This window comes from Pseudomonas gingeri, from assembly GCF_013385635.1.
Classification (GTDB): Bacteria; Pseudomonadota; Gammaproteobacteria; order Pseudomonadales; family Pseudomonadaceae; genus Aquipseudomonas; species Aquipseudomonas gingeri_A.
The window spans coordinates 210,905-233,596 of record NZ_JACAPR010000008.1; the positions used below are offsets into that span (position 1 = coordinate 210,905).

Genomic DNA, 22,692 nt, shown 5'->3' on the forward strand with positions numbered 1-22,692 from the left:
TTGCTAGACTTCTCCCGCCGATAACAACTCCAGCAGGAACCGACCGTGAAACCTTCAATCCTTCGTCGCTTGACCCTGGCCCCGCTCCTGGCCGCCGTCAGTTGCGCCGTGCTCGCCCAGAACGAAACCGCCGCCCCTCAGGTCGGTCCTGTCAAACACGTCGACGCCTTGAACAAAGTCTTCGGCCAGCATCCGGGAGCCCGCGCCATCCATGCCAAGGGCATCGTGCTCGAAGGCAGCTTCAGTCCCGCGCCCGGTGCCGCCTCGATCAGCAAGGCGGCTCATTTCCAGCACGCCAGCGTGCCGGTGACCGTGCGTTTCTCAAACTTTGCCGGGATCCCGGATATCCCCGACAATCACCCGCTGGCCAATCCTCGCGGTCTGGCGATCAAGTTCAAGCTGCCGGACGGCACGGTCACCGATATCGTCGCCCACTCCTTCAACGGCTTCCCCGCGCCGGACGCCGATGAGTTCCATCAGTTGATCGTGGCATTGGGCGCGAGCGGCCCGGGTGCGGCCAAACCCACCGCGCTGGACACCTACCTGGGCAGCCACCCGGTGGCGAAGAACTTCCTGACCACGCAGAAAACCGCGCCGGCGAGCTACGCAACCCTGCCCTACTACGGCGTGAACACCTTCAAGTTCACCAATGCCAGCGGCCAGGTCGCGTACGGGCGCTACCAGTTCCTGCCGGTCAGTGGCGAGCATCTGCTCAAGCCTGCCGATGCGGAGAAAGCCGCGCCGGATTACCTGAGCAGTGAAATACGCCAGCGCGTCAAACAGGCGCCGGTGCAATTCAAGTTGCAACTACAGATCGCCGAGCCCGGCGACAAGCTCGACGACCCGTCGATTGCCTGGCCGGACAACCGACGCACGGTGGAACTGGGCACCCTGTCCGTCAACACCGTCGTCGACAACAGCCCGGCCGCGGAGAAAGCCCTGTTGTTCCAACCGAACGTGCTGACTCCGGGCATCGACGTACAGGACCCGATGGTCAATGTGCGCTCGGCCGCCTACGCGGTGTCCTTCGGTCGCCGGCAACAGTAACCGGCGAGCAACTATGCCGTTCGGGCGTCGCCAAGGGCGCCTTCCAGAGAACACAACAGGTGAAAACACCATGAGCACCAGCCTGATACCGGGTAACACCCTGATAACCGCAACCCCTGAAGAAGGCCGGCAACTGGCGATCAAGATGTCGCGCCTGGTCATCAAGACCACCCAGCCGGACGAAGCCGCGCGCAATCGCTTGCGCGACGTATACGCCAACGACGCGGCGATGCTGATCCAGATCGGCCAGGTGGTGGCGACGGAGTTCGCGGTGATCGCGGCAGCCAACAACTACTGGCGCAGCTAGCGGATAAAACGGCAAAACCGAAAAAGCCCCTGAGTCTCACACCTCAGGGGCTTTTCATTATCCTGGCCACTCAAAGGCCTGAACCCGGTGGCTCTGCGCAAAGCGGCCTCACAAGTACCTTGGATATTCAGGATAGCGGCATCCTGGCGTGTGAAGTCAGTGGCAAAGGTTGCAGGATTCTTCTCATATACCTCACGAACCCTGGCAACATAGTGCTCGACTCGCGCCGCCTTCAGGCAGGCCGCGCTGCAAATGGATCAACACGGCTTGAGTCGTCATAAGACTGTCCTCGCCGCCCAAGCGCCCCCCAAGCCAACGATTTTCAGCGAAGATACTGTTACGGGATTTTCAGACCTCGGTGATCGCCGCTTTTCAGAAACCGCCCCTGGAATCAGGATCGAAGTCATTGTCGGAAACAAACCGCTCAATCCGGCTCGCGGCGATGAAGACATTCGCATCTTCCCAAGCCCAAAATACCGCCCAAGTCCGCCTGACCTGAAGCATCGCATCGATTGCACTGATGATTACTATCGAAACGAGCGCCTGCCCGATTGTCGCGACTGATTCATATAATCGCCTCAAAATTCTCCCCCTCGCCTGGTTTCAGGCGACATTCACCCTGGAACACCATTCCATGCCAAGCACCAGTCAGGCCCCTCGCGGTCTACCCGAACATAATCAGCAAAGCGTCAAACAGCAGTGGCTGGCGATTCTTTCGGTCGCCGTGGGTGCCTTCGCCCTGGTGACCAGTGAGTTTCTCCCGGTGGGCGTACTCAACGATGTCGCCACCGACCTCGGCATCACTGCCGGCCACGCCGGCCTGATGGTTACCCTGCCCGGCATCATGGCCGCCCTCGCCGCGCCCTTGCTGTCTATCGGCATTGGCGCCATGGACCGGCGTTATCTGCTGATCGGCCTGACGCTGATCATGATCGTCGCCAACTCGGTCGTGGCCTTCGCCAGCGACTTCAGCCTGCTGCTGTTCGGCCGCGTATTACTGGGCATCAGTATCGGTGGCTTCTGGGCAACGGCTATCGCCCTCAGCGGCCGACTGGCGCCCAGGGGCGTGGGCGTGGCCCAGGCCACCTCGATCATCATGGTCGGCGTGACCCTGGCCACCGTGCTGGGCGTGCCCGCGGGCACCTGGCTCAGTGGCCTGATGGGCTGGCGCATGACCTTCCTGATTACCGCGCTGATGGGCGTACCGGTGCTACTGGCGCAGGTCTTCCTGCTACCGCGGCTCAACCCGGAAAAAGCCATTCTCATCAAAGACCTGCCAGCCTTGTTTATCAATCCACGGGCTCGGGTCGGCCTGATCGCGGTATTGCTCATCGGCCTGGCCCACTTTGCTGCGTACACCTATGTCGCGCCGTTTTTCAAAAACAGTTCCGGCTTCGACGGGCCGACCATCGGCTCACTGCTGCTGCTCTTTGGCGTGGCCGGGGTGCTGGGTAATATTTTTGCCGGTTTCGCCGCCAACCGCAGCGTACGTTACACCTTGTTGCTGGTTGCGCTGATGATCGGCACCAGCACCGCCCTGTTCCCCTACTTCGCCACCGGCATGACCGGCGCCGTGATGCTGATTGCGCTCTGGGGCTTCGCCTTCGGCGCATTCCCGGCCTGCGCCAGTATCTGGATGTTTGTCGTCGCGCCCAAGGATGTCGAACGTGGCATGCCACTGTTTGTCGCGTTGTTCCAGGTGATCATTGCGCTGGGCTCGTTCTTCGGCGGTCGGATCGTCGACCAGTTGGGCAGCTCGGTGCTGTTGAGCCTGGCCACGGCCCTGGTGGGCTGCGGTTTTGTGACGGTGCTGGTGCTGGGGCGCAACATCAGTAACAGCCTGGCGGCCCAACCCGGCTGATCGGTATCGTCCAGGCGCTGTCTGAAACTATCCAGCAGGAAAAAGCCTACAAAATAATAAGACCAGGGCCTCTATTGCCTAGTCCATGCCTGACTATTAGATTGGCAGCGCCGCCACTAGCCTAGTCCCGCCACAGTCGATCCTGTGGCCGGGTGTGACAACCTGAAAGTGTTCGAGGCGCGGTATCGCGTCATGGCTGTTTGGCTGCCGCATTATTGCGCCCAGCTACTACACCTATGGCGGACCGTGTGGGGCAGGCTTCGGCCTGGCCGGTTCCCTCGGACGCCGGTTTGTCACCCTCGCACGGTCTGCCTCCCTACTCCGCGTGACAACGGTGGGAGTCAGTTCCTCAATCGTCCGAGGAGACAAGGAGAATGGCTTACCCCCCTTTTACGCACGGGCACCGCCCGCTACGTCCAGCCTTGCCGCACTGCAGTCACGGGGGTCCCCTCCATGATTGATCGCTCGCTACTGTCCCGCCTGCCACCGCCCAACCTGATCCGACTGGCGTCCCTGCATCCCAGCGAGGCCGCCGCTCATTTCCGTGTCGCGGCCAGATTCTGCCTGGACGGCGCCCGTTGCGTGGCCTTTCATGATCAGGAACAGGAGCGCCTGGCCCATCGACTGATCGCCGACGCCATCGCGCTGTACACCCTGGCCTTCCAGCGGTTCGACTCGCCACCACCCCGCCCCATCACGATTCCGGCGACACGACGCGCCGCCAACGATGCCAACGAAAGTCCGACGCCCTGGGACACCCACTTCGCCCGGGAACTCGCCGATGGCGCCCGCGAGGCAGAGCGATGGCTGAACGGCCACGGCACATCGCCGCTGTGGACCGAACTGGCTCGACGTCGACGACTTTATCTGAAGGAACAGGGGCGAGAGGCATTCGAAGCCGGGTTTCTGCGACAGATTCAAGGCTACCTGAAAGCCTGAATACGAGGTTTTGGAAAGCGGCCCCTGGACCGACTCAACCGAATGCTGTTGGCCTGCAGGCTTGTTCTGCCGGCCCCTTCAAACGCATAACACTTTGCCGAGCTTTTTAACGCCGAAAACAAAAAGCCCCCGAAGTCTCGCGACTTCAGGGGCTTTTCTATGTAATGGCGGAGAGATAGGGATTCGAACCCTAGGTACCGGTGAAGGTACAACGGATTTCGAATCCGTCCCATTCGGCCACTCTGGCATCTCTCCAACGGCGCGCATCATAACAACACTTTTGCCGGAAGCGAAGCCCCAATTGCAAAAAAATTACGTGCTATCAGATGCTTGCGTCGATTACAGCGGTACGCCCAGGCGATTGGCAACTTCTTCGTAGGCTTCGATGACATCACCGAGGCCCTGGCGGAAGCGGTCCTTGTCCATCTTCTTGCGGGTTTCCTTGTCCCACAGGCGGCAGCCGTCCGGACTGAACTCGTCACCCAGGACGATCTGGCCGTGGAATACGCCGAACTCCAGCTTGAAGTCCACCAGCAGCAGGCCGGCGTCGTCGAACAGCTTGCTCAGCACTTCGTTGACCTTGAGCGACAGTTCCTTCATGCGGACCAGTTGCTCGGCGGTGCCCCAACCAAACGCCACGACGTGGGATTCGTTGATGAACGGGTCGCCCTTGGCGTCGTCCTTGAGGAACAGTTCGAAGGTGTAGGGGTTGAGCTTCAGGCCTTCCTCGACACCCAGGCGCTTGACCAGGCTACCGGCCGCGTAGTTGCGCACCACGCACTCCACCGGAATCATGTCGAGCTTCTTCACCAGGCACTCGTTGTCGCCCAGCAGCTTGTCGAACTGGGTCGGCACGCCGGCTTCTTCGAGCTTCTGCATGATGAAGGCGTTGAACTTGTTGTTCACCATGCCCTTGCGGTCGAGCTGTTCGATGCGCTTGCCGTCGAACGCCGAGGTGTCGTTGCGAAACAGCAGGATCAAGCGGTCGGCGTCGTCGGTCTTGTACACCGACTTGGCTTTGCCGCGGTAGAGTTCTTCACGTTTTTCCATGATGGGCTCCGCTTGTTAAGTTGTTGGGCTAGGCGATGTGTCGCCAGTCGAGCCCTGAATCTTGATCGGCCAGTTGCAGCCAGTCCGGGTCGCACCCGAGGGTGTCGACAAAACATTGCCGGGCCAGCTGCGGCAGGTTGTTCTTGCTGCTCAGGTGGGCCAGCACCAGGTGTTGCAGGTCTTGCCAGCCCAACTCGGCCACCAGGCTTGCGGCCTGGTGGTTGTTCAAATGTCCCAGTTCACCACCGACCCGCTGCTTGAGAAAGGTCGGGTAATGCCCCCGCGCCAGGCGGTCCCGGCAATGGTTGGCCTCGACCATCAGCGCATCGAGGCCGCTGTAGCTGTCCATGACGCTTGCACAATATGATCCCAGGTCGGTCAGCAGGCCGAAACGCCGCTGACCGTCGTTGAACACATACTGCGTCGGCTCCAGGGCATCGTGGGCCACGGCGACGACGTCAATGGCCAGCGCGCCGACCTGCAACCGCTCGCCACCCGCCACGAAACCCGCGGGTTCGATGGGCTTGCGCATCCCGCGCAACGTCCCGCGACTGAGATACACCGGTAGATTGTAGCGCCGAGACAGCAAACCCACGCCATGCACGTGGTCGGCATGTTCGTGGGTCACCAGGATCGCGCTCAGTTGTGCCGGGCTCATGTCCAGGCGTGCCAGGCGCCGCTCGGTTTCCCGCAGGGAGAAACCACAATCGACCAGCACGCAGGTATCGCCACTGGCTATCAGCGTGCCGTTCCCCTGGCTACCACTGCCGAGAACGGCAAAACGCATAAGGATCAGCCCAGGTTGTCTTGAATCACGCCCAACACTTTGCGCGCCACTTCAGCCGGCGCCACGGTGTTGATGTCCTTCTCGACCGTCACCTGCACGTTGTCGCCGACCTTGCTCAGGCGAACCTGGTAACGCACGGCACGGGCTTCGATTTCTTCCTTGGCCGGCTTGCTGCCGAAGAGTTTGCCGAAGAAGCCAGGCTCTTCGTTCTTCTTCTCGGCCTTTTCCGCCAGGTTGATGTAGTACAGGCCCAGGCTGCGGTTGATGTCTTCAACGCGCCATTCGCCCTGCTCCAGCGCACGACCGACGCTCGACCAGGCACGGTCCAGGTCTTCGCCGACGTTGAGCACCGGGTTGCCACTGCCGTCCTGGCTCAGGCTGACACGGCTCGGGGTATCGAAATCACGGGCGGCCAGCAGGGACACCGAACCGCCTTTCTCGGCGCTGCGGCTCATGCTCGAGAGCATTTCGTCGATCAGGATCGAGTCGCGGCCGATGTTGACCGAACGCGCGGTGAAGTCGACATTCGCGGTGCTGCCAACCGGACGCTCGGCGCTGACCACGTAGATTTCGCTGCTGTTGCGCTGTACGCCCGGCTCGATACGAACCCGCACGCGCGCTTCGGTATCGGCGGAGTTACCAGTACCCAGGCGCTTGGACATGTTCGCGGACAGCTCGTTGGCCGGCTGCCAGGCAGTGGTGAACTCACCGGTCTGCGGACGCTGGGAGTCGATACGGAAGCCGTTGTCCTGGAAGAACTGCATGGCCACCGGCCAGACTTCAGCCGGGGCGTGCTGCCCCATGATCCAGCTCGAATCGCCGCTCTTCTGCAGGCTGTAGTCGCTGGCGCTGGCCGAGGCCTGCAACGGCTGCGGGCGCGGCACTTCGTACTCGCCCTTGACGGTTTCGGTGGCGACGTTGCGTGGAATCGGCAACAGCGGATCGAGACGCTTGCTGGTGGTGACATCCGGCGGCAACTGCATGGCTGGCGTCTGTTGCGCCTCCAGGTAATCGCTGCCGCGGTCGCGGAAGTAACCTTCCGGGCCCCAGATCCAGCCACAACCGCTGGTGCTGGAGATAATCAAGGCAAGTGCGGAAAGTCCGGCCAATCGCTTCATGCGGTGTATTTCCTCAATTAAACCAGGACGCCGGACTGGCGCATGGCCTGCCGCAGCGGTTCGTGACTCGGGGTGCTGAGCCAGGTGAGCGGCAGACGGATACCGTCCGGCATCAGGCCCATCTCATGCAGCGCCCATTTCACGGGGATAGGATTGGATTCGATGAACAGGGTCTTGTTCAGCGGCATCAGTTTCTGGTGGATCGCCCGCGCGGTGACGGCATCGCCACGCATCGCGGCGGCACATAGCTCGCTCATGTCACGCGGGGCGACGTTGGCGGTCACCGAGATGTTGCCCTTGCCGCCGAGCAGGATCAGCTCGACCGCGGTGGCGTCGTCGCCGGAATAGACCAGGAAGTCGCTGCTGACGCCGGCCAGGATCGCCTTGGCACGGTCGAGGTCGCCGGTGGCTTCCTTGATGCCGATGATGTTCGGCACGGTCGACAGGCGGATCACGGTCTCGGCCTGCATGTCGCAAGCGGTACGGCCCGGCACGTTGTAGAGGATCTGCGGGATATCGACGGCTTCGGCGATGGTCCGGAAATGCTGGTACAGGCCTTCCTGGGTCGGCTTGTTGTAGTACGGGGTCACCAGCAGGCAGGCGTCGGCGCCAGCGGTTTTCGCGTTGGTGGTCAGCTCGATCGCTTCACGCGTCGAGTTGGCGCCCGTGCCGGCGATCACCGGGATGCGCCCCGCCACCTGATCGACCACGCGACGAATCACTTCGATGTGTTCGTGCACGTCAAGGGTAGCCGACTCACCTGTGGTGCCGACCGCGACAATGGCGTTGGTGCCGTTTTGCAGGTGGAAGTCCACCAGTTTGCTCAGGCTGTCCCAGTCAAGACGACCCTGTGCATCCATGGGTGTGACCAGTGCCACCATACTGCCCGCAATCATGCAACCGCTCCTGCCGGAAAAAGAGAGCGGTAATGGTACTGGCGCCATCAGCCTTGTACAAGCGAAGTACTCGCCATGAGCATTCCCCTTGGCGCTGCTTTTCGCTACCCTTCAGACTTTGATCGGTACTGAGTCAGTCACGTGCCGGGTTCCAGCCTTCCTTTTCGCTGCCCGAAACCCGATCCAGCCTTGCCATTGCCCGCTCTCGCCCGTGCCTGAGCCCGGCGCAAGTGTTTGATCCGCAACTCGGTCAATGACCTGCGAACTCCCGAACCCGACCCGCGACGCCCCTGTCGTACCGACCGCTCATCGCTTTAGGAATGCTGCATGTCCACCCCCACAGTCCGCGAACAATTCCTTGTCATCAGTGCCCTCGGCGCCAACCCCATGGAGCTGACCAACGTCCTGTGCCGCGCCAGCCATGAAAATCGCTGCGCCGTCGTGACCTCACGCCTGACCCGCCACGGCGACTACAGCGCGCTGGTCCTGCAGATTTCCGGCAGTTGGGATGCCCTGGCCCGCCTCGAAGCCGGCCTGCCGAACCTGGCGAAGAAGCATGCCTTCATCGTCAGCGTGGTGCGCAGTGGCGCCCTGGAGAACCGTCCACAGGCGCTGCCGTACGTCGCCTATGTCAGCTCGGCCTACCGCTCGGACATCATCAACGAGCTGTGCCAGTTTTTCATCGACCACAACGTCGAGCTGGAAAACCTCACCTGCGACACCTACCTGGCGCCGCAGACCGGCGGCACCATGCTCAATGCCACCTTTACCGTGACGCTGCCGGCCGGTGTGCAGATCAGTTGGCTGCGCGACCAGTTCCTCGATTTCGCCGACGCGATGAACCTCGACGCGCTGATCGAACCGTGGCGCCCACAAAACCCCATGTAAGGAGCCAGCATGGCCGTTGTCATCAATGAAGCCGTCACCGATTTCCAGGCCCCGGCCACCAACGGGCAGACCGTCAGCCTGGCCGACCTCAAGGGCAAGCAGGTGGTGATCTACTTCTACCCGAAGGACAGCACCCCCGGTTGCACCACCGAGGGCCAGGGCTTTCGTGACCAGTACGCGGCGTTCAAGGCCGCCAATACCGAGGTTTTCGGTATTTCGCGCGACAGCCTGAAGTCCCACGAGAACTTCAAGGGCAAGCAGGAGTTTCCGTTCGAGCTGATCAGCGACAAGGACGAAGCCGTCTGCCAGCTGTTCGACGTGATCAAGCTGAAGAAGCTCTACGGCAAGGAATACCTGGGTGTCGACCGCAGCACCTTCCTGATCGATGCCAAAGGTGTCTTGCGTCAGGAATGGCGTGGCGTGAAGGTGCCGGGCCATGTGGATGCGGTGCTGGCCGCGGCACAGGCGCTGAACAAGGCCTGAAACGCCCGGAACCTGTAGGAGCCGGGTTTGTGTGGCAGCAGACTTTGTGAGAGCGGGTTTATGTGGGAGGGGGCTTGCCCCCGAAGCTTTTGGCGGTCTCACGGACCTCTTCGCGGGCAAGCCCGCTCCCACGCAAGCTCCACTCCCATACAAGTCCCATCCTGCCCCCCCTACAACAGCGGCGCCACCATCGGCTCCTTGCGCGGCCAGGCATCCAGCACTGCCTTGAACAGGGTCGCCAGGGGAATCGCAAAGAACACCCCCCAGAAGCCCCACAGCCCGCCAAACAGCAGGACCGCACAGATAATCGCCACCGGGTGCAGGTTCACCGCCTCGGAGAACAACAGCGGCACCAGCACGTTGCCATCCAGGGTCTGGATAATCCCGTAGACCGCCATCAGGTAGATGAACTGGTCACTCCAGCCCCACTGGAACAGCGCGATCAGCATCACCGGCACCGTCACCACCACCGCGCCGACATAGGGCACGACCACCGACAGGCCCACCAGCAAGGCCAGCAGGGCGGCGTAGTTGAGTCCCAGGGCGACAAAGGCGACATAGGTCACCCCGCCGCAGATGATGATCTCGATCACCTTGCCGCGAATGTAGTTGGCGATCTGCCGGTTCATTTCCTCCGCCACCCGGGTGATCAGCGCCCGCTCACGGGGCAGGTAGCCACGCACCCAGTCGCGGATGGTCGCCCGGTCCTTGAGGAAGAAGAACACCAGGATCGGCACCAGCACCAGGTAGATCATGATATTGACCAGCAGCGGCAGGCTGGACAGGGAAAAGGTCAGTGCCCATTGGCCGAACTTGCCGATTTCCCCGCGCGCCACTTCGATCGCCTGCAGCACCTGCTCGTCGGACACCAGGTGCGGATAACGCTCGGGCAGCAACAGCAGCAACGACTGCCACTTGGCCAACATCCCCGGCAGTTCGTTGAACAGGGTGATCAATTGGTGCCAGAGCAACGGCACCACCACCAGCATGAACAACAGCAGGCCGCCCATGAACAACGCGAATACCAGGCCGACCGCCGCCGCGCCCGGTAGCCGCATACGCTCCAGGCCGAACACCAGCCCCTGCATCAGGTAGGCGAGTACCATCCCGGCCAATACCGGGGCGAGCATCTTGCCGAGAGTGAGCACGGCAGTGAACGCCAGGAACAACAGCACCGCCAGGACCACCGCTTCCTCATCGGAGAAATAGCGCTGGATCCAGTCTCGTAACACTTTGAACATCAATATTCCTTAAAAAAATCGACGGCGATTTCAGTGTCGAAAATCAGGCCTTGCGCAGCCAGTAACGATAAACCCCGGCCTCTTCCTCTTCGCGCAACAGCGTATGCCCGGCGAGTTTGGCGAAGGTACGGAAGTCGCGCTGCGAACCGGCATCGGTGGCGATAACCTTGAGCACCGCGCCGCTGGCCAGGCGATTGAGTTCCAGCTTGGCCTTGAGCAGCGGCAGCGGGCAATTCAGGCCGCTGGCGTCCAGCTCGGCGTCGTACTCTACAGCGTCGGTCATTGCTTCACTCCTGGCTGGGCGCCGGGTCGATTATTCAAGCCGCCTAGGATACCCCAAGCGGTGCCACCTCTGGTCGTCTGCGTGGTGTACGGCTACAGTAAGGGCTTTGCCAAACCAGAGCCCTGTGCATGACTTTTCTGCGCCCCACCCTGTTGACGCTCGCCTGCCTGCTCGCCTCCCCCGGCTTCGCCGACGACCTGCCGTCACTCGGTGATGCCAGTTCCGCGATTGTCTCGCCCCAGCAGGAGTATCAACTGGGCCGTGCCTGGTTGAGTCTCTTGCGCAGCCAGGTCAAGCAACTGAACGACCCGCAGCTCAAGGACTACGTGGAAACCACGGTGTACAAGCTGGTGGAAACCAGCCAGGTCCAGGACCGCCGCCTGGAATTCATCCTGATCGACAGCAACCAGCTCAACGCCTTCGCCGCCCCCGGCGGGATCATCGGGATCAACGGCGGCCTGTTCCTCAACGCGCAGACCGAAGGCGAGTATGCCTCGGTGCTGGCCCACGAACTCGCGCACTTGTCGCAGCGCCACTTCGCCCGGGGCGTGGAAGCCCAGCAACGCATGCAACTGCCGATGATGGCGGCGCTGCTGACCGGGATCATCGTGGCCGCCGCCGGTGGTGGTGACGCGGGCATCGCGACCATCGCCGGGACCCAGGCCGCCGCCTTCCAGGAGAAACAGCGTTTCTCCCGCCAGAATGAACAAGAAGCCGACCGTATCGGCATTCTCAACCTGGAGAAGGCCGGCTACGACCCGCGCAACATGCCGACCATGTTCGAACGCCTGATGCGTATCTACCGCTTCGATGCCAAGCCGCCGGAATTCCTCCTGACCCACCCGGTCACCGAATCGCGGATCGCCGACACCCGCAACCGTGCCGAGCAGGCCAAGCCCGGCGGCATCGAGGACAGCCTGCGTTATCAACTGATCCGCGCCCGCGTGATGCTTTCGTACGAGGACTCGCCGGGACTGGCGGCCAAGCGTTTCCGTGCCCAGCTGGACGAAAACCCCAAATCCGATATTGCCCGTTACGGCCTGGCCATCGCGCAGATCAAGGGCAGCCAGTTGAATGAAGCACGGGAAAACCTCAAGCCGCTGCTGGCCAAGTCGCCCAACGAGGTCATCTACAACCTGGCCCAGATCGAACTCGACATCACCAGCGGCCACCTTCCCGATGCCGTGTCACGCACCGACCGGATGCTCGCGCTGTATCCGGGCAACTATCCGCTGAAACAGGTCCAGGTCGATCTGCTGGTCAAGCAGAACAAACCGGCTGACGCGGAGAAGATCCTGGTGGACATGCTCAAGACCCGCTCGGAGGATCCGGATATCTGGTACCAGATCGCCGAAACCCGCGGCCAGGCCGGCAATATCATCGGCCTGCACCAGGCCCGGGCCGAGTATTTCGCCCTGGTCGGCGACTTCAAGCAGGCGATCCAGCAACTGGACTTCGCCAAGCGCCGGGCGCCGAACTTCCAGCTGGCCTCACGCATCGACGCGCGGCAGAAAGAGATGATCGACCAGGAACGCATGGTCAAGGACATGATGGGCGGCTAACCGTTCGTTCGAGCGTTCCCACGCTCCAGCGTGGGAACGCCTCACTGGACGCTCCGCGTCCGCTCTACAAGTGACGCAGAGCATCACGGGCTGCATTCCCACGCGGAGCGTGGGAACGATCAGCCGGCACCATCAGGCGTTGCCGCTCAACTTCAGGCGCGCGGCCTGGGTGAAATCCAGCATGCGCTTGAGCGGACGAACCGCGCGGGGAATGATCGACGGGTCGACGAAGATCTCGTTGCTGCCCTCGCGCAAACACTGCAAGGTGCGCTCAAGTGTGTTCATGGCCATCCACGGGCAATGGGCACAACTGCGGCACGCCGCGCCATTGCCGGCGGTCGGTGCCTCGACAAAGACCTTGTCCGGACACAGCTGCTGCATCTTGTAGAAGATGCCGCGATCAGTAGCGACGATAAAGGTCTTGTTCGGCAGGGTCTGCGCGGCCTTGATCAACTGGCTGGTGGAGCCGACCGCATCGGCGAGGTCGATCACCGACTCGGGGGATTCCGGGTGCACCAGGATCGCCGCCTCGGGATACAGCGCCTTCATGTCTTCCAGTTGCTTGGACTTGAACTCTTCGTGAACGATGCAGGCACCGTCCCACAGCAACATATCGGCGCCGGTCTGCTTCTGGATATAGCGTCCCAGGTGCTTGTCCGGCGCCCAGATGATCTTTTCGCCGTTATCCATCAGGCTTTCGACGATTTCCAGCGCGCAGCTGGAGGTCACCACCCAGTCCGCACGCGCCTTGACCGCCGCCGAGGTGTTGGCATACACCACCACCGTGCGTTCCGGGTGCTGGTCGCAGAAAGCGGAAAACTCGTCCACCGGGCAACCCAGATCCAACGAACAGGTCGCCTCCAGGGTCGGCATCAGGATGCGTTTTTCCGGGGTGAGGATCTTCGCCGTCTCGCCCATGAAGCGCACGCCCGCCACCAGTACCGTCCTGGCCGGATGCACGGCGCCGAAACGGGCCATTTCCAGGGAGTCGGACACACAGCCGCCGGTTTCTTCGGCCAGGGCCTGAATCACCGGGTCACAGTAGAAGTGCGCCACCAGCACCGCGTCCTGAGCCTTGAGCTCGGCGGCGATCTCGGCACGGAGGGTCGCCTCCTGCTCGGCACTCAAGGGTTTGGGCTGCTTGGCGTCGAGGTGGGCTTGAACCAGAAGGCGTTCGGAAATCTGCGTCATGTTCGCAAGACCTGCAAGCGCGTGAGCGCGAAAGTCGAGTATACCCCGGCCCCTGTCTCTTTCCGAGGCAGGATATTAGGTGTAGCGCGCGGCGACCGGGAAAGTGAATCCATCAGGCATGGAGTGCTTTTCAGCGCCGCAAGGCTACAGAATATCCAATGGATTCAAAAGATTATTCTGACCTTCGGACACGCGGGGGCAACTCGATGGATAATCCGCTCATTGACGAGACGTGGGACAGTAACCGATGACCGCTGATGACTACCTGGTAATGGACCGCACGGAGTGGGCCGGCCTGCGCGCCAACACGCCCCTGACGCTGTCGGAAGAGGACCTGGCGACCCTGCGCGGGGTCAACGAGGACATCTCCCTGGAGGATGTCGCCAACGTCTACCTGCCGCTGTCGCGGCTGATCAGCCTGCACGTCGGCGCGGCTCGCCACCTGGCCGGCATCAAGGACACCTTCCTCGGCCGGGCCAGTCCGCGGGGGCCGTACATCATCGCCATCGCTGGCAGCGTCGCGGTGGGCAAGAGCACTTTTGCCCGCGTCCTCCAGGCATTGATGGCGCGCTGGCCGGATCATCCGAACGTGGCTCTGGTAACCACCGATGGCTTTCTCTACCCCAACAGCAAGCTGGTAGCCGACGGCATCATGCACCGCAAGGGTTTTCCGGAAAGCTACGATCGCCGGCAGATGGTGAAATTCCTCGCCGACGTCAAGGCCGGTGAGGGTGAAGTCCAGGCACCGATCTATTCCCACATCAGCTACGACATCGTACCGGGCGAACACCAGACAGTGGATCGACCGGACATCCTGATCTTCGAAGGGCTCAATGTCCTGCAGACGGACGGCACCGACGAACCGAAGCCGAGCACCATCGTCTCCGACTTCTTCGACTTCTCGATCTACCTGGACGCCGACGAACAGGATATCGAGCAATGGTACGTCGACCGTTTCCTGCTGCTGCAGAAGACCGCGTTCCGTGCGCGCGGCGCCTACTTCCGCAAGCTGGCGGACCTGACACCCGAGGAAGCCCCCGAAGCCGCGCGGCAGATCTGGCGCGATATCAACCGGGTCAACCTGCTGGAAAACATCCTGCCAACCCGCGAGCGGGCCGACCTGGTGGTACGCAAGACCCGGGATCATTCGGTCGGGGAAATCTGGCTGCGTTGAGACGCGGTTCCTATAACACGAAACAACCCTGCCCTATACTTGCGAAGCTTTATGCAACACCAATGGAATTGACCGAACATTCGAGGGACGACCCGTGAGCGCCGCACTCTGCAACAACATTGCCGCCGTGACATTCGTCAGCAAGCACAAGGCGGTCTGCCAGCCGATTGCCGACCAACTGGACCTGCCGGTCGAGAACATCCTCGGCCTCGCCGCCCAGGAGAGCCAGTACGGCAGCGGGCGCATTGCCCGGGAATTGAACAACTATTTCTCCCTGCATGCGCCGGCGCCCTTGCAGATCGGCGCACAAGCCCCGACGGGCAACAGCCAGATCAAGGTGGCGCAGTTTTCTTCCTTCCAGCAATGCGCCCAGTCCTTCGCCACCCGCTATGGCGCGGCGGTCAGGGGCAAGAAAGACCCACTGGAGTTCGCCCAGACCCTGGTGAAGATCGGCTTCAACACCGGCAACGCCGCCACGGGCGGGCGCGACGGGTTCGCCAAGTACCTGGCGCAAATCATTATCGCAGTCAAAGGACGAATGGCGTGCTGATCAAGACGACCGCTGCATGGCTATTCACCCTGGGCCTGGCCTGCACCACCCTCTCGGCCTGCGCCGCGCAGGCCTTGCAGCCCGACCAGGTCAAACCCCAGGGCCTGAGCCGCGAACAGGCCCAACAGGTGCTGGAAGTGGCGCTCAAGCATGAAGACTACAAACTGGGCAAGCCCGGGGTCTTTATCGACGGCGACCTGGCCGACGAAAACGGCAACCCGCCTCATCCGGGCTATTTCGACTTCAGCCTGGGCTACAACGACCCCAAGGCCGGCGCCACGGAGTACTGGGGATTGTTCTCGGTCAGCACCACGACCGGGGATGTCTGGGAAATCAACAGCTGCAAGCGCCTGACGGGACCTGAGCTCAAGCAACTGCAAGGTCGGATCATGAGCAGGACCGGGAAGAGCCTGGGTGATGAGAAGGTGCAGCGGGAGGGGTTGGGGTGTGATGAGGAGCCCTAAGTCCTGGGACTGACCTGCTATTGAAAAACAGGAGGCGATGACAACTGTCCTGACACCGCGGGCCCGCCAAAGCCTGCAACCCTGGCGGATTGAAGAGACAGCGGATTTTCCTATACCCAGTCTTCGACGCGCAGACCAGGCACTCGGTCAAATTCGCGTAGATTGTTTGTTACCAAAATCAAACCTTGCGAACGAGCGTGCCCGGCAATCATGTGATCGTAAGGGCCAATCGGAGTGCCAACCTTAGCCAGCTCCGCACGGAGTTGACCTGTATGCGCCGCCGCATCCTGGTCGTATTTCAAGACATCCAGTCGTGCTGCAAAGCCCTCTACGTCGGCCAGGTTTCGTCCTGGGTTCGAAGATTTTTCCGCTCCATAGATGAGCTCCATCAACGTCACGGTACTGATGCACAGCTGGCCATGGTGAGCTTTGAACGCTTCGCGAACATGCTGGGGTTTGTTCTTTATTGTGAAGATGCAAATGTTGGTATCGAGCATGAATTTGAGCATCAGAATGATTCCCGCTCTTGCTCGGCTGGCTGCTCACGAGCCGTCATAAAATCATCCGTTACACCTTCACCGTCAAACCAGCTATCCCAGGACTCACCCGCGGGGGTGATGATTCGGGTTCTGCCGATTGCAACAATATCAACGCGCTTGACGTCATCAGGAAGCGCGGCAGCCTTTGGCAAGCGCACGGCCTGACTACGATTACTTTGAAATACCGAGCCTTGTTCCATGTCGCACCTACAGGGATATGCAGATTGCATATCCCAGGATAATGCATACCAGGAATATGTCAAAGGGATATACAAGCTGTGTAACCGATGGCCATCGTCGAATTTTCCGTGACGCCTGGCACGACCGTTCTCTACAAAGCCATCCGGGAAATTCGCCCGATGCTTGAAACCTATTCGCTTTTTTCAAGCAAAAAAAATCCGGAAATCCTCACTTTCGTGGGCTTTCCGGATTTTCTTCTACAACAAATATGGTGGGTCGTGTGGGATTCGAACCTACGACCAATTGGTTAAAAGCCAACTGCTCTACCAACTGAGCTAACGACCCGCTGTGTGGTGGCGCGTATAATACTGATTTCTAACGGGAATTCAACACCTTAAATGAAAAAAATCAAAAATAACGCGTTGGGTCGCTGATTCCGGCTGCCGCAAAGCCTTCAGCGCGCAGGCGGCAGCTGTCACATTTCCCACATGCAAAGCCGTTAGCATCCGCTTGATAGCAGGATACAGTCAGCGAATAGTCGACGCCCAGCTTGACCCCGGCCTGGACGATATCGGCCTTGCTCAGGTTCTGCAGCGGTGCCTGGATGCGGAAACCATTGCCCTCGACACCGGCCTTGGTCGCCAGGTTGGCCAGGGTTTCGAAGGCCTCGACGAACTCGGGACGGCAATCCGGGTAACCGGAGTAGTCCACCGCATTCACGCCGATAAAGATGTCACGCGCACCGAGCACTTCCGCCCAGCCCAGCGCCAGGGACAGGAACACCGTGTTGCGGGCCGGCACGTAGGTCACCGGAATGCCCTCGCCCGGAGTCTCGGGCACGTCGATGGAACTGTCGGTCAATGCCGAGCCGCCGATACCGTTCAGGTTCAGGCCGATGACCTTGTGTTCGATCACACCCTGGTCCCGCGCCACCCGCTCGGCGGCCTGCAGCTCGGCGCGATGGCGCTGGCCATAGTCGAAGCTCATGGTGTAGCAGCTGTAGCCTTCGGCGCGCGCCATGGCCACCACAGTCGCCGAATCGAGACCGCCGGACAACAGGATTACCGCTTTCTTTTCAGTGCTTGCTTGCGTGGTCATATCAACGTCCCGGTTCGTCATTCCAAAGATACTTGTGCAATTGCATCTGCAAGCGCACGGGAAGGTTATCCGCCACAATCCAGTCCGCCAGCTCGCGGGCCGGCAAGTCGTGATGGCTCGGCGAAAACAGCACTTCGCCGGCACGCTTCTCCAGGCCGTACTGGATCAGCTTGGACACCGACCAGTCGTAGTCTTCGCGGGAGCAGATCACGAACTTGACCTGATCGTTGGCGGTCAGCAGCTCGATATTCTCGTAGCGGTTGCGATGCGCCTCCTTCGAGCCCGGCGTCTTCAGGTCGACCACGCGGCTGACCCGCGCATCCACCGCCGAGATATCCAGCGAGCCGCTGGTTTCCAGGGACACCTCATAACCGGCGTCACAAAGCCGTTTGAGCAAGGGAATGGCGTTAGGTTGGGCCAGCGGCTCACCGCCCGTCACACAGACGTAGCGTGGCCGGTAGCCGGCAACCTGGTCGAGGATGCTGTCCAGCGACATCAACGTACCGCCGCTGAAGGCGTAGGCGCTGTCGCAGTACTGGCAGCGCAGGGGGCAACCCGTCAGGCGCACGAATACTGTGGGCAGCCCAGCAGTCCGCGTTTCACCCTGTAACGAGTAAAAAACTTCGGTAATTCTCAATGTGTCTTGCATATCCGCCACGGGCGTAACAGCTAAACAGGCTGTCCGCCTCCGTCAGGCACTGCAATGAACCTGCGATCGCACAGTCCAGAGCAGCGTGTTTCATAAAAAAGGGCATCAATTCTAACGAAAAAACCCGCGACAAGCGCGGGTTTCTTGATTCAGGCCTTCAACACATCACATGCGCTGCAGGTCCCGTTGAGCCAACTGGGCAGCCGATGTTCCCGGATACTGGGAAACCACTTGCTGCAAAATGCCTTTGACCTTGTCGGTGTGACCCAGGCGACGCTCTACGTCAGCCAGCTTGTACAACGAGTCAGGCACCTTGGCATGCTTGGGATACAACTGGCTGACCTTGGCAAAAGCCTGGCCGGCACCTTGCAGGTCACCCTTGGCCAGGTTCACTTCACCCAACCAGTACTGCGCGTTGCCAGCATACTGGCTGTTCGGGTACTTGCGCAGGAAAGCGCTGAACGCCTGGCTGGCCTTGTCGAAATCCTTGGCCTTGATCAGGTCGAAGGCGGCGTCGTAATACAGCTTTTCCTTCGCCGGATCGCCAGGTTCGCTGCTGGCCGCCGGGGCCTGGGCAGCAGGTGCTGTACCGGCGGCGGCATTGACATCGCCACCGCTGGAAGAATTGTCAGGAGCCGCAGCCGCCGGAGCGCCGCCACTACCTATGCGCCGGTCAAGATCCTGGTATCGCTCCAGGTTTTCCTGCTTCATGCGCGCTACATCATTTTGCAGAACTTCGATTACGCCCTGTTGCTGCGCAAGTTGTTCCTGCATGCGTTGCAATTGGTTGAACAGCTCGCCCTGTGCCGAGACAGGGGCCGAAACCCCTCCCCCGGCATAGGCGCCGTTCGTACCGTAACCCGCTGGAGGATAACTCCCACCGCTATTGTTATAGCCGGAGTTGTCATCGACCACAGGAACCGCAGCCCACGCCGCAAGCGGCATGAGGCTGAGAGCCAATACAGTTACAGCACGACGGCACGTTCGCATGACGAATTACTTACGCAGTTCGACGCGACGGTTTTGAGCCCAGGACTGTTCGTCGTGGCCAGTAGCAACTGGACGCTCTTTACCGTAGGAAACCAGTTCCAGCTGAGCTGGGGAAACACCTTGCAGTACCAGGTAGCGCTGAACGGCTTTCGCACGACGCTCGCCCAGTGCCATGTTGTACTCACGAGTACCACGTTCGTCGGTGTTGCCTTCCAGAACGACGCGAGCGCCGTTGGCTTTCAGGTCCTTGGCGTGAACGTCCAGGGAGCGCATGGCTTCTGGCTTCAGGTCCGAGCTGTCGTATTCGAAGTAGAAGGTGGTGATTGCGCGCAGAGCAGCTTCTTCGCTCAGGGAGCCATCAACAGCACCAGTGTTAGCGCCGTAACCAGCGTTTGGATCAACAGCGCCTTGACCGGCGTTGTCGCCGCCTTTGGACGAGCAACCTACAGCTACAGCCATGGCCAGAGCCAGCGCAGCAAATTTACCAAACTTCAGCATTTCCATCGTGAAACTCCTAATGAACCCCAGTGTGTTAAGTAAAACGTATAGCGCCGCGTCAGTTCAGGTAAGGGGACCAGGAAGGTTCTCTGACTTCGCCTTGTGCGGTAGGAAGCGGGAGCCTTACGCGTCCGTTGATGGACACGAGCATCAAGACTCCCCGGCCCTGCTGGGCGGTGGCGTAGATTACCATGGTGCCGTTGGGCGCGACAGTAGCTGACTCATCAAGGTTGGTGTCTGTAAGGATTTTTACGCTACCGCGCTGCAAATCCTGAGCCGCCACCCGGAAATTGGTGAATCCGTCCTGACGGTGGATCATCACCAGGGTTTTTTCGTCGGCCGACAGTTTCGGGTTGGCGTTATAGTTACCGATGAAGGTCACACGCTCGGCACCGCCGCCATTGACGTTGGTCTTGTAGATCTGTGGCTTGCCGCCGCGGTCGGAGGTGAAGTAGATGGTCGAACCATCCTTGCCCCAGAACGGTTCGGTGTTGATACCGGGACCGCTGGTCACGCGGCTGATCTGACGCGAAGCCAGGTTCATCACGTAGATATCCGGGTTGCCGTCCTTGGACAGCACGAACGCCAGGCGCGAGCCATCCGGCGACCAAGCTGGCGCGCCGTTCAGGCCTTCGAAGTTGGTGATCTGCTCACGACGACCGGTGTCGATGTGCTGGACGAAGATCCGCGGGCGCTTCTGCTCGAACGACACATAGGCGATACGCTTGCCGTCCGGCGCAAAACGCGGCGACAGGATCGGCTCGCGCGATTGCAGCAGGGTCACCGCACGCGCACCGTCGTAGTCCGAACGCTGCAGGGTGTAGCGGGTGTTGTTCACCGAGAAGCGCTCGGCCGTCACGTACAGCATGCGAGTCGAGAACGCACCCTTGATGCCGGTGAGTTTCTCGAACGACTGGTCGGCGATGTAGTGCGACATGTCCCGCAGTTGCTCGGCCGTGCCCGACACGCTGCCGGTCAGCACTTGCTGCTCGGTGGCGACGTTGAACAGCGCGTACTGCACCTGCAGGCGACCGCCCGCCGGAACAATGCTGCCGACCATGATGTACTGGGCGCCCAGGGCCTTCCAGTCACGGTAGATGACTTCGCTGGCCTGGGTCGGCAGGCTGATCATGTTCTGCTTCGGGATCGGCGAGTAGTAACCGGAGTTACGCAGGTCGTCGCCGATGATCTGGGCCATGTCGTCCGGCAGCACGCTGCCGCCCTGCCAGCCGAACGGTACGACCGCAATCGGCGTGGCCCGGTCACTGCCACTGGTGACCAGAATGTTCTTTTCATCTGCTACCGCCATCCCTGCCAGGCAGCAGATCACGACAAGCATTCCTCGAAGAAGGTTTCTCACAAGGCTAGATCCTCAGGTGTGAATGTCATCTTGAATGAACGATAAGGAGCGAAGTCGCTCGGTTTCATTCCCTGCATTTCTGTCAAACGACCAATATTCTTGACCGCTGCTACCGCCGATGCGTCAAACGGACCGTCACCACTGGACTTGGCCACCGAAACCGTAGTCACGGTACCGTCCGGCAACATGCCGATCTGCAGCACCACCGTCATCCCTTTACGTGCCGAAGGCGGACGCGCCCAACCTTCCGCGGCACGGGAGCGAATCAGATCGTCGAAACTGCCCGCGGTTTCATCGCCCTGCTCATCGGCCAAGGCCTGTTGGCGCTGCGGCGTATCGGAAAGCAAATCGGCCAGGGCTTGCGCCTTCTTGTCTTCGGCGGATTTACGCGCGGCGTCCTGCGACTTTTTCTTCGCCGCATCGGCTGCTGCTTTCTTCTTCGCATCTTCGGCGACTTTCTTCTTCGCCTCTTCAGCTTCAGCTTTCTTCTTGGCGTCTTCCGCGGCTTTCTTCTTCGCGTCTTCGACTATCTTTTTCTTCGCTTCGTCAGCGGCCTTTTTCTTGGCCTCTTCTTCAGCAGCCTGCTTGGCTTCTTCTTCTGCTTTCTTCTTGGCTATATCAGCCAATTGTTTCTCTTCAACCTTTTTCGCTTCGGCGGCTTTCTTCGCGTCATCGGCTTTCTTGGCCTCATCAGCCTTCTTCGCCTCATCCGCTTTCTTGGCTTCGTCAGCCTTTTTCGCTTCTTCGGCCTTTTGAGCCGACTCTTCTTTCTTTTGTTCCGCTGCCTTTATCGCTTCCTGCTCGATCTTCTTCTGTTCCATCTGCTCGACTTCGGTCTGGCGCGCGGCGGATTTCTTCGCCTCACCCGCAATCTTCTGATTGGTCTGGGTGGTCGCCTGACTTTTCGATTTCAGCTGGTACAGAGTCGCCTGGACGATCGGCTTGGCCGGCGGCAGTTCCGGAGTCATGGCAAAGCTGGCGAACAGCATGCCAAAAATCAGGACGTGCAGACCTATCGCCCAGACGCTGGGCCAGAAGTAGCTTTCCGAGGCGGACGGCTCTCGCTGTTGGTGCATCAGGGCGCCTCGGTAATCAAGCCAACATTACCGACCCCAGCTTTCTGCAGACCGCCCATGGCACCCATGACAGCGCCGTAGTCGACGGTCTTGTCGCCACGAATGAAGACCTGGGTGTGCTTGCCGCCTTCGTTGCCGGCACGAATGATCTTGGTCACGGCATCGGTCATCTGCGGCAAGGTCATGGCCTTGTCCTGCTGCTTTTCGGTGTCGACTTCACTGCCAAGGTTCCAGTAGTAGGTCTTGTCAGCCTTGATCGAAATGGTCAGGACCTGGGTGTTGTTGTCCTGCGGCAAGGCTTCGCTGGAAACCTTGGGCAGATCGACTTTCACACCCTGGTTGAGCATCGGTGCGGTCACCATGAAGATAACGAGCAGTACCAACATCACGTCGATGTATGGCACCACGTTCATCTCGGCAACCGGCTTGCGTTTGTGGCGAACTCGGGCCATGGGGATTTA

The 22,692-nt window shown here is 60.6% G+C and carries 27 protein-coding genes and 2 tRNA genes; 11 read left to right on the forward strand and 18 right to left on the reverse strand.

Features of this window, described 5'->3' with window-relative positions; translation table 11 throughout:
• Window positions 1–45 precede the first annotated feature (45 nt).
• The 5 genes from HX851_RS37315 (at window position 46) to HX851_RS37340 (ending at window position 4,154) form a co-directional block, all read left to right on the forward strand.
• Window positions 46–1,047 (forward strand): catalase family peroxidase, encoded by a 1,002-nt coding sequence (locus tag HX851_RS37315; RefSeq protein ID WP_369680885.1) that lies wholly within the window; start codon window positions 46–48, stop codon window positions 1,045–1,047.
• A 70-nt stretch (window positions 1,048–1,117) separates the two neighbouring features.
• Entirely contained in the window at window positions 1,118–1,354 is a 237-nt protein-coding gene (locus tag HX851_RS37320; RefSeq protein ID WP_177064723.1) for a hexameric tyrosine-coordinated heme protein, read from the forward strand.
• Window positions 1,355–1,621: 267 nt separating this feature from the next.
• On the forward strand, window positions 1,622–1,918 hold the full coding sequence (locus HX851_RS37330) for a hypothetical protein (RefSeq protein ID WP_177064721.1): 297 nt from the start codon (window positions 1,622–1,624) through the stop codon (window positions 1,916–1,918).
• Window positions 1,919–1,988: 70 nt separating this feature from the next.
• The gene (locus HX851_RS37335) at window positions 1,989–3,215 is read left to right on the forward strand and encodes an MFS transporter (protein WP_177064720.1); all 1,227 of its coding nucleotides are present in this window, start codon (window positions 1,989–1,991) and stop codon (window positions 3,213–3,215) included.
• Window positions 3,216–3,668: 453 nt separating this feature from the next.
• Window positions 3,669–4,154: a LasR-specific antiactivator QslA gene (locus HX851_RS37340; RefSeq protein ID WP_177064718.1), complete on the forward strand. Its 486-nt coding sequence runs from the start codon at window positions 3,669–3,671 to the stop codon at window positions 4,152–4,154.
• A gap of 165 nt (window positions 4,155–4,319) precedes the next feature.
• On the opposite strand, the gene HX851_RS37345 is transcribed toward HX851_RS37340, so the two are convergent.
• From HX851_RS37345 to dapA, 5 genes are all read right to left on the reverse strand, one after another.
• Window positions 4,320–4,409: transfer RNA gene (locus HX851_RS37345), tRNA-Ser, on the reverse strand.
• A gap of 84 nt (window positions 4,410–4,493) precedes the next feature.
• A complete protein-coding gene (gene purC / locus HX851_RS37350; protein WP_017124579.1) occupies window positions 4,494–5,204 on the reverse strand; it encodes a phosphoribosylaminoimidazolesuccinocarboxamide synthase in 711 nt (236 codons plus the stop codon).
• A gap of 28 nt (window positions 5,205–5,232) precedes the next feature.
• Window positions 5,233–5,991 carry an MBL fold metallo-hydrolase gene (locus tag HX851_RS37355; RefSeq protein ID WP_177063745.1) on the reverse strand — a complete coding sequence of 253 codons (759 nt, stop codon included), beginning with the start codon at window positions 5,989–5,991 and terminating at the stop codon, window positions 5,233–5,235.
• Between the two features lie 5 nt (window positions 5,992–5,996).
• Window positions 5,997–7,109 carry an NlpB/DapX family lipoprotein gene (gene bamC, locus HX851_RS37360; RefSeq protein WP_177063744.1) on the reverse strand — a complete coding sequence of 371 codons (1,113 nt, stop codon included), beginning with the start codon at window positions 7,107–7,109 and terminating at the stop codon, window positions 5,997–5,999.
• Window positions 7,110–7,126: 17 nt separating this feature from the next.
• On the reverse strand, window positions 7,127–8,005 hold the full coding sequence (gene dapA, locus HX851_RS37365) for a 4-hydroxy-tetrahydrodipicolinate synthase (protein ID WP_017124582.1): 879 nt from the start codon (window positions 8,003–8,005) through the stop codon (window positions 7,127–7,129).
• Between the two features lie 327 nt (window positions 8,006–8,332).
• On the opposite strand from dapA, the gene HX851_RS37370 reads away from it, so the two are divergent.
• On the forward strand, window positions 8,333–8,893 hold the full coding sequence (locus HX851_RS37370; protein ID WP_177063743.1) for a glycine cleavage system transcriptional repressor: 561 nt from the start codon (window positions 8,333–8,335) through the stop codon (window positions 8,891–8,893).
• A gap of 9 nt (window positions 8,894–8,902) precedes the next feature.
• The gene (locus tag HX851_RS37375; protein ID WP_177063742.1) at window positions 8,903–9,376 is read left to right on the forward strand and encodes a peroxiredoxin; all 474 of its coding nucleotides are present in this window, start codon (window positions 8,903–8,905) and stop codon (window positions 9,374–9,376) included.
• A 170-nt stretch (window positions 9,377–9,546) separates the two neighbouring features.
• Here HX851_RS37375 and HX851_RS37380 read toward each other — a convergent pair whose 3' ends face one another.
• Complete coding sequence (locus HX851_RS37380; RefSeq protein WP_017124585.1) at window positions 9,547–10,617, reverse strand: AI-2E family transporter; 1,071 nt, start codon at window positions 10,615–10,617, stop codon at window positions 9,547–9,549.
• 43 nt (window positions 10,618–10,660) lie between these two features.
• Window positions 10,661–10,900 (reverse strand): sulfurtransferase TusA family protein, encoded by a 240-nt coding sequence (locus HX851_RS37385; RefSeq protein WP_177063741.1) that lies wholly within the window; start codon window positions 10,898–10,900, stop codon window positions 10,661–10,663.
• Between the two features lie 128 nt (window positions 10,901–11,028).
• Between HX851_RS37385 and HX851_RS37390 the strand changes: the two genes are divergently transcribed.
• Window positions 11,029–12,462 carry a M48 family metalloprotease gene (locus HX851_RS37390; RefSeq protein WP_177063740.1) on the forward strand — a complete coding sequence of 478 codons (1,434 nt, stop codon included), beginning with the start codon at window positions 11,029–11,031 and terminating at the stop codon, window positions 12,460–12,462.
• A gap of 132 nt (window positions 12,463–12,594) precedes the next feature.
• Here HX851_RS37390 and nadA read toward each other — a convergent pair whose 3' ends face one another.
• On the reverse strand, window positions 12,595–13,653 hold the full coding sequence (gene nadA / locus HX851_RS37395; protein ID WP_177063739.1) for a quinolinate synthase NadA: 1,059 nt from the start codon (window positions 13,651–13,653) through the stop codon (window positions 12,595–12,597).
• Window positions 13,654–13,900: 247 nt separating this feature from the next.
• Between nadA and coaA the strand changes: the two genes are divergently transcribed.
• The 3 genes from coaA (at window position 13,901) to HX851_RS37410 (ending at window position 15,841) form a co-directional block, all read left to right on the forward strand.
• Window positions 13,901–14,827, forward strand: a complete 927-nt coding sequence (coaA, locus tag HX851_RS37400; RefSeq protein ID WP_177063738.1) for a type I pantothenate kinase — start codon at window positions 13,901–13,903, stop codon at window positions 14,825–14,827.
• 94 nt (window positions 14,828–14,921) lie between these two features.
• Entirely contained in the window at window positions 14,922–15,377 is a 456-nt protein-coding gene (locus tag HX851_RS37405) for a glucosaminidase domain-containing protein (RefSeq protein ID WP_369680886.1), read from the forward strand.
• The gene (locus tag HX851_RS37410; protein WP_017124601.1) at window positions 15,371–15,841 is read left to right on the forward strand and encodes a Tgi2PP family T6SS immunity protein; all 471 of its coding nucleotides are present in this window, start codon (window positions 15,371–15,373) and stop codon (window positions 15,839–15,841) included. Before HX851_RS37405 ends, HX851_RS37410 begins: the two co-directional genes overlap by 7 nt.
• Before the next feature lie 110 nt (window positions 15,842–15,951).
• Here HX851_RS37410 and vapC read toward each other — a convergent pair whose 3' ends face one another.
• The 10 genes from vapC to tolR all read right to left on the reverse strand — a co-directional run bounded on the left by vapC (window position 15,952) and on the right by tolR (window position 22,683).
• Complete coding sequence (gene vapC / locus HX851_RS37415; protein ID WP_177063736.1) at window positions 15,952–16,350, reverse strand: type II toxin-antitoxin system tRNA(fMet)-specific endonuclease VapC; 399 nt, start codon at window positions 16,348–16,350, stop codon at window positions 15,952–15,954.
• A complete protein-coding gene (vapB, locus tag HX851_RS37420) occupies window positions 16,350–16,580 on the reverse strand; it encodes a type II toxin-antitoxin system VapB family antitoxin (protein WP_177063735.1) in 231 nt (76 codons plus the stop codon). The genes vapC and vapB overlap by 1 nt, the downstream gene beginning before the upstream one ends.
• A 249-nt stretch (window positions 16,581–16,829) precedes the next feature.
• A tRNA-Lys gene (locus HX851_RS37425) sits at window positions 16,830–16,905 on the reverse strand.
• Window positions 16,906–16,968: 63 nt separating this feature from the next.
• Window positions 16,969–17,658 (reverse strand): 7-cyano-7-deazaguanine synthase QueC, encoded by a 690-nt coding sequence (gene queC, locus HX851_RS37430; RefSeq protein WP_177057200.1) that lies wholly within the window; start codon window positions 17,656–17,658, stop codon window positions 16,969–16,971.
• Window position 17,659: 1 nt separating this feature from the next.
• Entirely contained in the window at window positions 17,660–18,307 is a 648-nt protein-coding gene (gene queE, locus HX851_RS37435; protein ID WP_177057201.1) for a 7-carboxy-7-deazaguanine synthase QueE, read from the reverse strand.
• Window positions 18,308–18,472: 165 nt separating this feature from the next.
• A complete protein-coding gene (gene ybgF / locus HX851_RS37440; RefSeq protein WP_177057202.1) occupies window positions 18,473–19,297 on the reverse strand; it encodes a tol-pal system protein YbgF in 825 nt (274 codons plus the stop codon).
• 6 nt (window positions 19,298–19,303) lie between these two features.
• Window positions 19,304–19,801: a peptidoglycan-associated lipoprotein Pal gene (gene pal / locus HX851_RS37445; RefSeq protein WP_177057203.1), complete on the reverse strand. Its 498-nt coding sequence runs from the start codon at window positions 19,799–19,801 to the stop codon at window positions 19,304–19,306.
• Between the two features lie 52 nt (window positions 19,802–19,853).
• The gene (gene tolB / locus HX851_RS37450; RefSeq protein WP_370590613.1) at window positions 19,854–21,104 is read right to left on the reverse strand and encodes a Tol-Pal system beta propeller repeat protein TolB; all 1,251 of its coding nucleotides are present in this window, start codon (window positions 21,102–21,104) and stop codon (window positions 19,854–19,856) included.
• A 47-nt stretch (window positions 21,105–21,151) separates the two neighbouring features.
• Window positions 21,152–22,231, reverse strand: a complete 1,080-nt coding sequence (gene tolA / locus HX851_RS37455; RefSeq protein WP_177057204.1) for a cell envelope integrity protein TolA — start codon at window positions 22,229–22,231, stop codon at window positions 21,152–21,154.
• Window positions 22,231–22,683: a protein TolR gene (gene tolR / locus HX851_RS37460; RefSeq protein ID WP_017124282.1), complete on the reverse strand. Its 453-nt coding sequence runs from the start codon at window positions 22,681–22,683 to the stop codon at window positions 22,231–22,233. Before tolR ends, tolA begins: the two co-directional genes overlap by 1 nt.
• Between the last annotated feature and the right edge of the window lie 9 nt (window positions 22,684–22,692).

Bases quoted from the DNA above. Each gene is read 5' to 3' on its own strand.
- ybgF (WP_177057202.1), bottom strand. From the start codon at position 19,297: ATGCGAACGTGCCGTCGTGCTGTAACTGTATTGGCTCTCAGCCTCATG.
- HX851_RS37370 (WP_177063743.1), top strand. From the start codon at position 8,333: ATGTCCACCCCCACAGTCCGCGAACAATTCCTTGTCATCAGTGCCCTC.
- pal (WP_177057203.1), bottom strand. From the start codon at position 19,801: ATGGAAATGCTGAAGTTTGGTAAATTTGCTGCGCTGGCTCTGGCCATG.
- nadA (WP_177063739.1), bottom strand. From the start codon at position 13,653: ATGACGCAGATTTCCGAACGCCTTCTGGTTCAAGCCCACCTCGACGCC.
- bamC (WP_177063744.1), bottom strand. From the start codon at position 7,109: ATGAAGCGATTGGCCGGACTTTCCGCACTTGCCTTGATTATCTCCAGC.
- HX851_RS37340 (WP_177064718.1), top strand. From the start codon at position 3,669: ATGATTGATCGCTCGCTACTGTCCCGCCTGCCACCGCCCAACCTGATC.
- HX851_RS37390 (WP_177063740.1), top strand. From the start codon at position 11,029: ATGACTTTTCTGCGCCCCACCCTGTTGACGCTCGCCTGCCTGCTCGCC.
- vapC (WP_177063736.1), bottom strand. From the start codon at position 16,350: ATGCTCAAATTCATGCTCGATACCAACATTTGCATCTTCACAATAAAG.
- HX851_RS37380 (WP_017124585.1), bottom strand. From the start codon at position 10,617: ATGTTCAAAGTGTTACGAGACTGGATCCAGCGCTATTTCTCCGATGAG.
- HX851_RS37375 (WP_177063742.1), top strand. From the start codon at position 8,903: ATGGCCGTTGTCATCAATGAAGCCGTCACCGATTTCCAGGCCCCGGCC.
- coaA (WP_177063738.1), top strand. From the start codon at position 13,901: ATGACCGCTGATGACTACCTGGTAATGGACCGCACGGAGTGGGCCGGC.
- purC (WP_017124579.1), bottom strand. From the start codon at position 5,204: ATGGAAAAACGTGAAGAACTCTACCGCGGCAAAGCCAAGTCGGTGTAC.
- HX851_RS37320 (WP_177064723.1), top strand. From the start codon at position 1,118: ATGAGCACCAGCCTGATACCGGGTAACACCCTGATAACCGCAACCCCT.
- tolA (WP_177057204.1), bottom strand. From the start codon at position 22,231: ATGCACCAACAGCGAGAGCCGTCCGCCTCGGAAAGCTACTTCTGGCCC.
- dapA (WP_017124582.1), bottom strand. From the start codon at position 8,005: ATGATTGCGGGCAGTATGGTGGCACTGGTCACACCCATGGATGCACAG.
- HX851_RS37355 (WP_177063745.1), bottom strand. From the start codon at position 5,991: ATGCGTTTTGCCGTTCTCGGCAGTGGTAGCCAGGGGAACGGCACGCTG.
- tolB (WP_370590613.1), bottom strand. From the start codon at position 21,104: ATGGCGGTAGCAGATGAAAAGAACATTCTGGTCACCAGTGGCAGTGAC.
- HX851_RS37385 (WP_177063741.1), bottom strand. From the start codon at position 10,900: ATGACCGACGCTGTAGAGTACGACGCCGAGCTGGACGCCAGCGGCCTG.
- vapB (WP_177063735.1), bottom strand. From the start codon at position 16,580: ATGGAACAAGGCTCGGTATTTCAAAGTAATCGTAGTCAGGCCGTGCGC.
- tolR (WP_017124282.1), bottom strand. From the start codon at position 22,683: ATGGCCCGAGTTCGCCACAAACGCAAGCCGGTTGCCGAGATGAACGTG.
- queC (WP_177057200.1), bottom strand. From the start codon at position 17,658: ATGACCACGCAAGCAAGCACTGAAAAGAAAGCGGTAATCCTGTTGTCC.
- HX851_RS37335 (WP_177064720.1), top strand. From the start codon at position 1,989: ATGCCAAGCACCAGTCAGGCCCCTCGCGGTCTACCCGAACATAATCAG.
- queE (WP_177057201.1), bottom strand. From the start codon at position 18,307: ATGCAAGACACATTGAGAATTACCGAAGTTTTTTACTCGTTACAGGGT.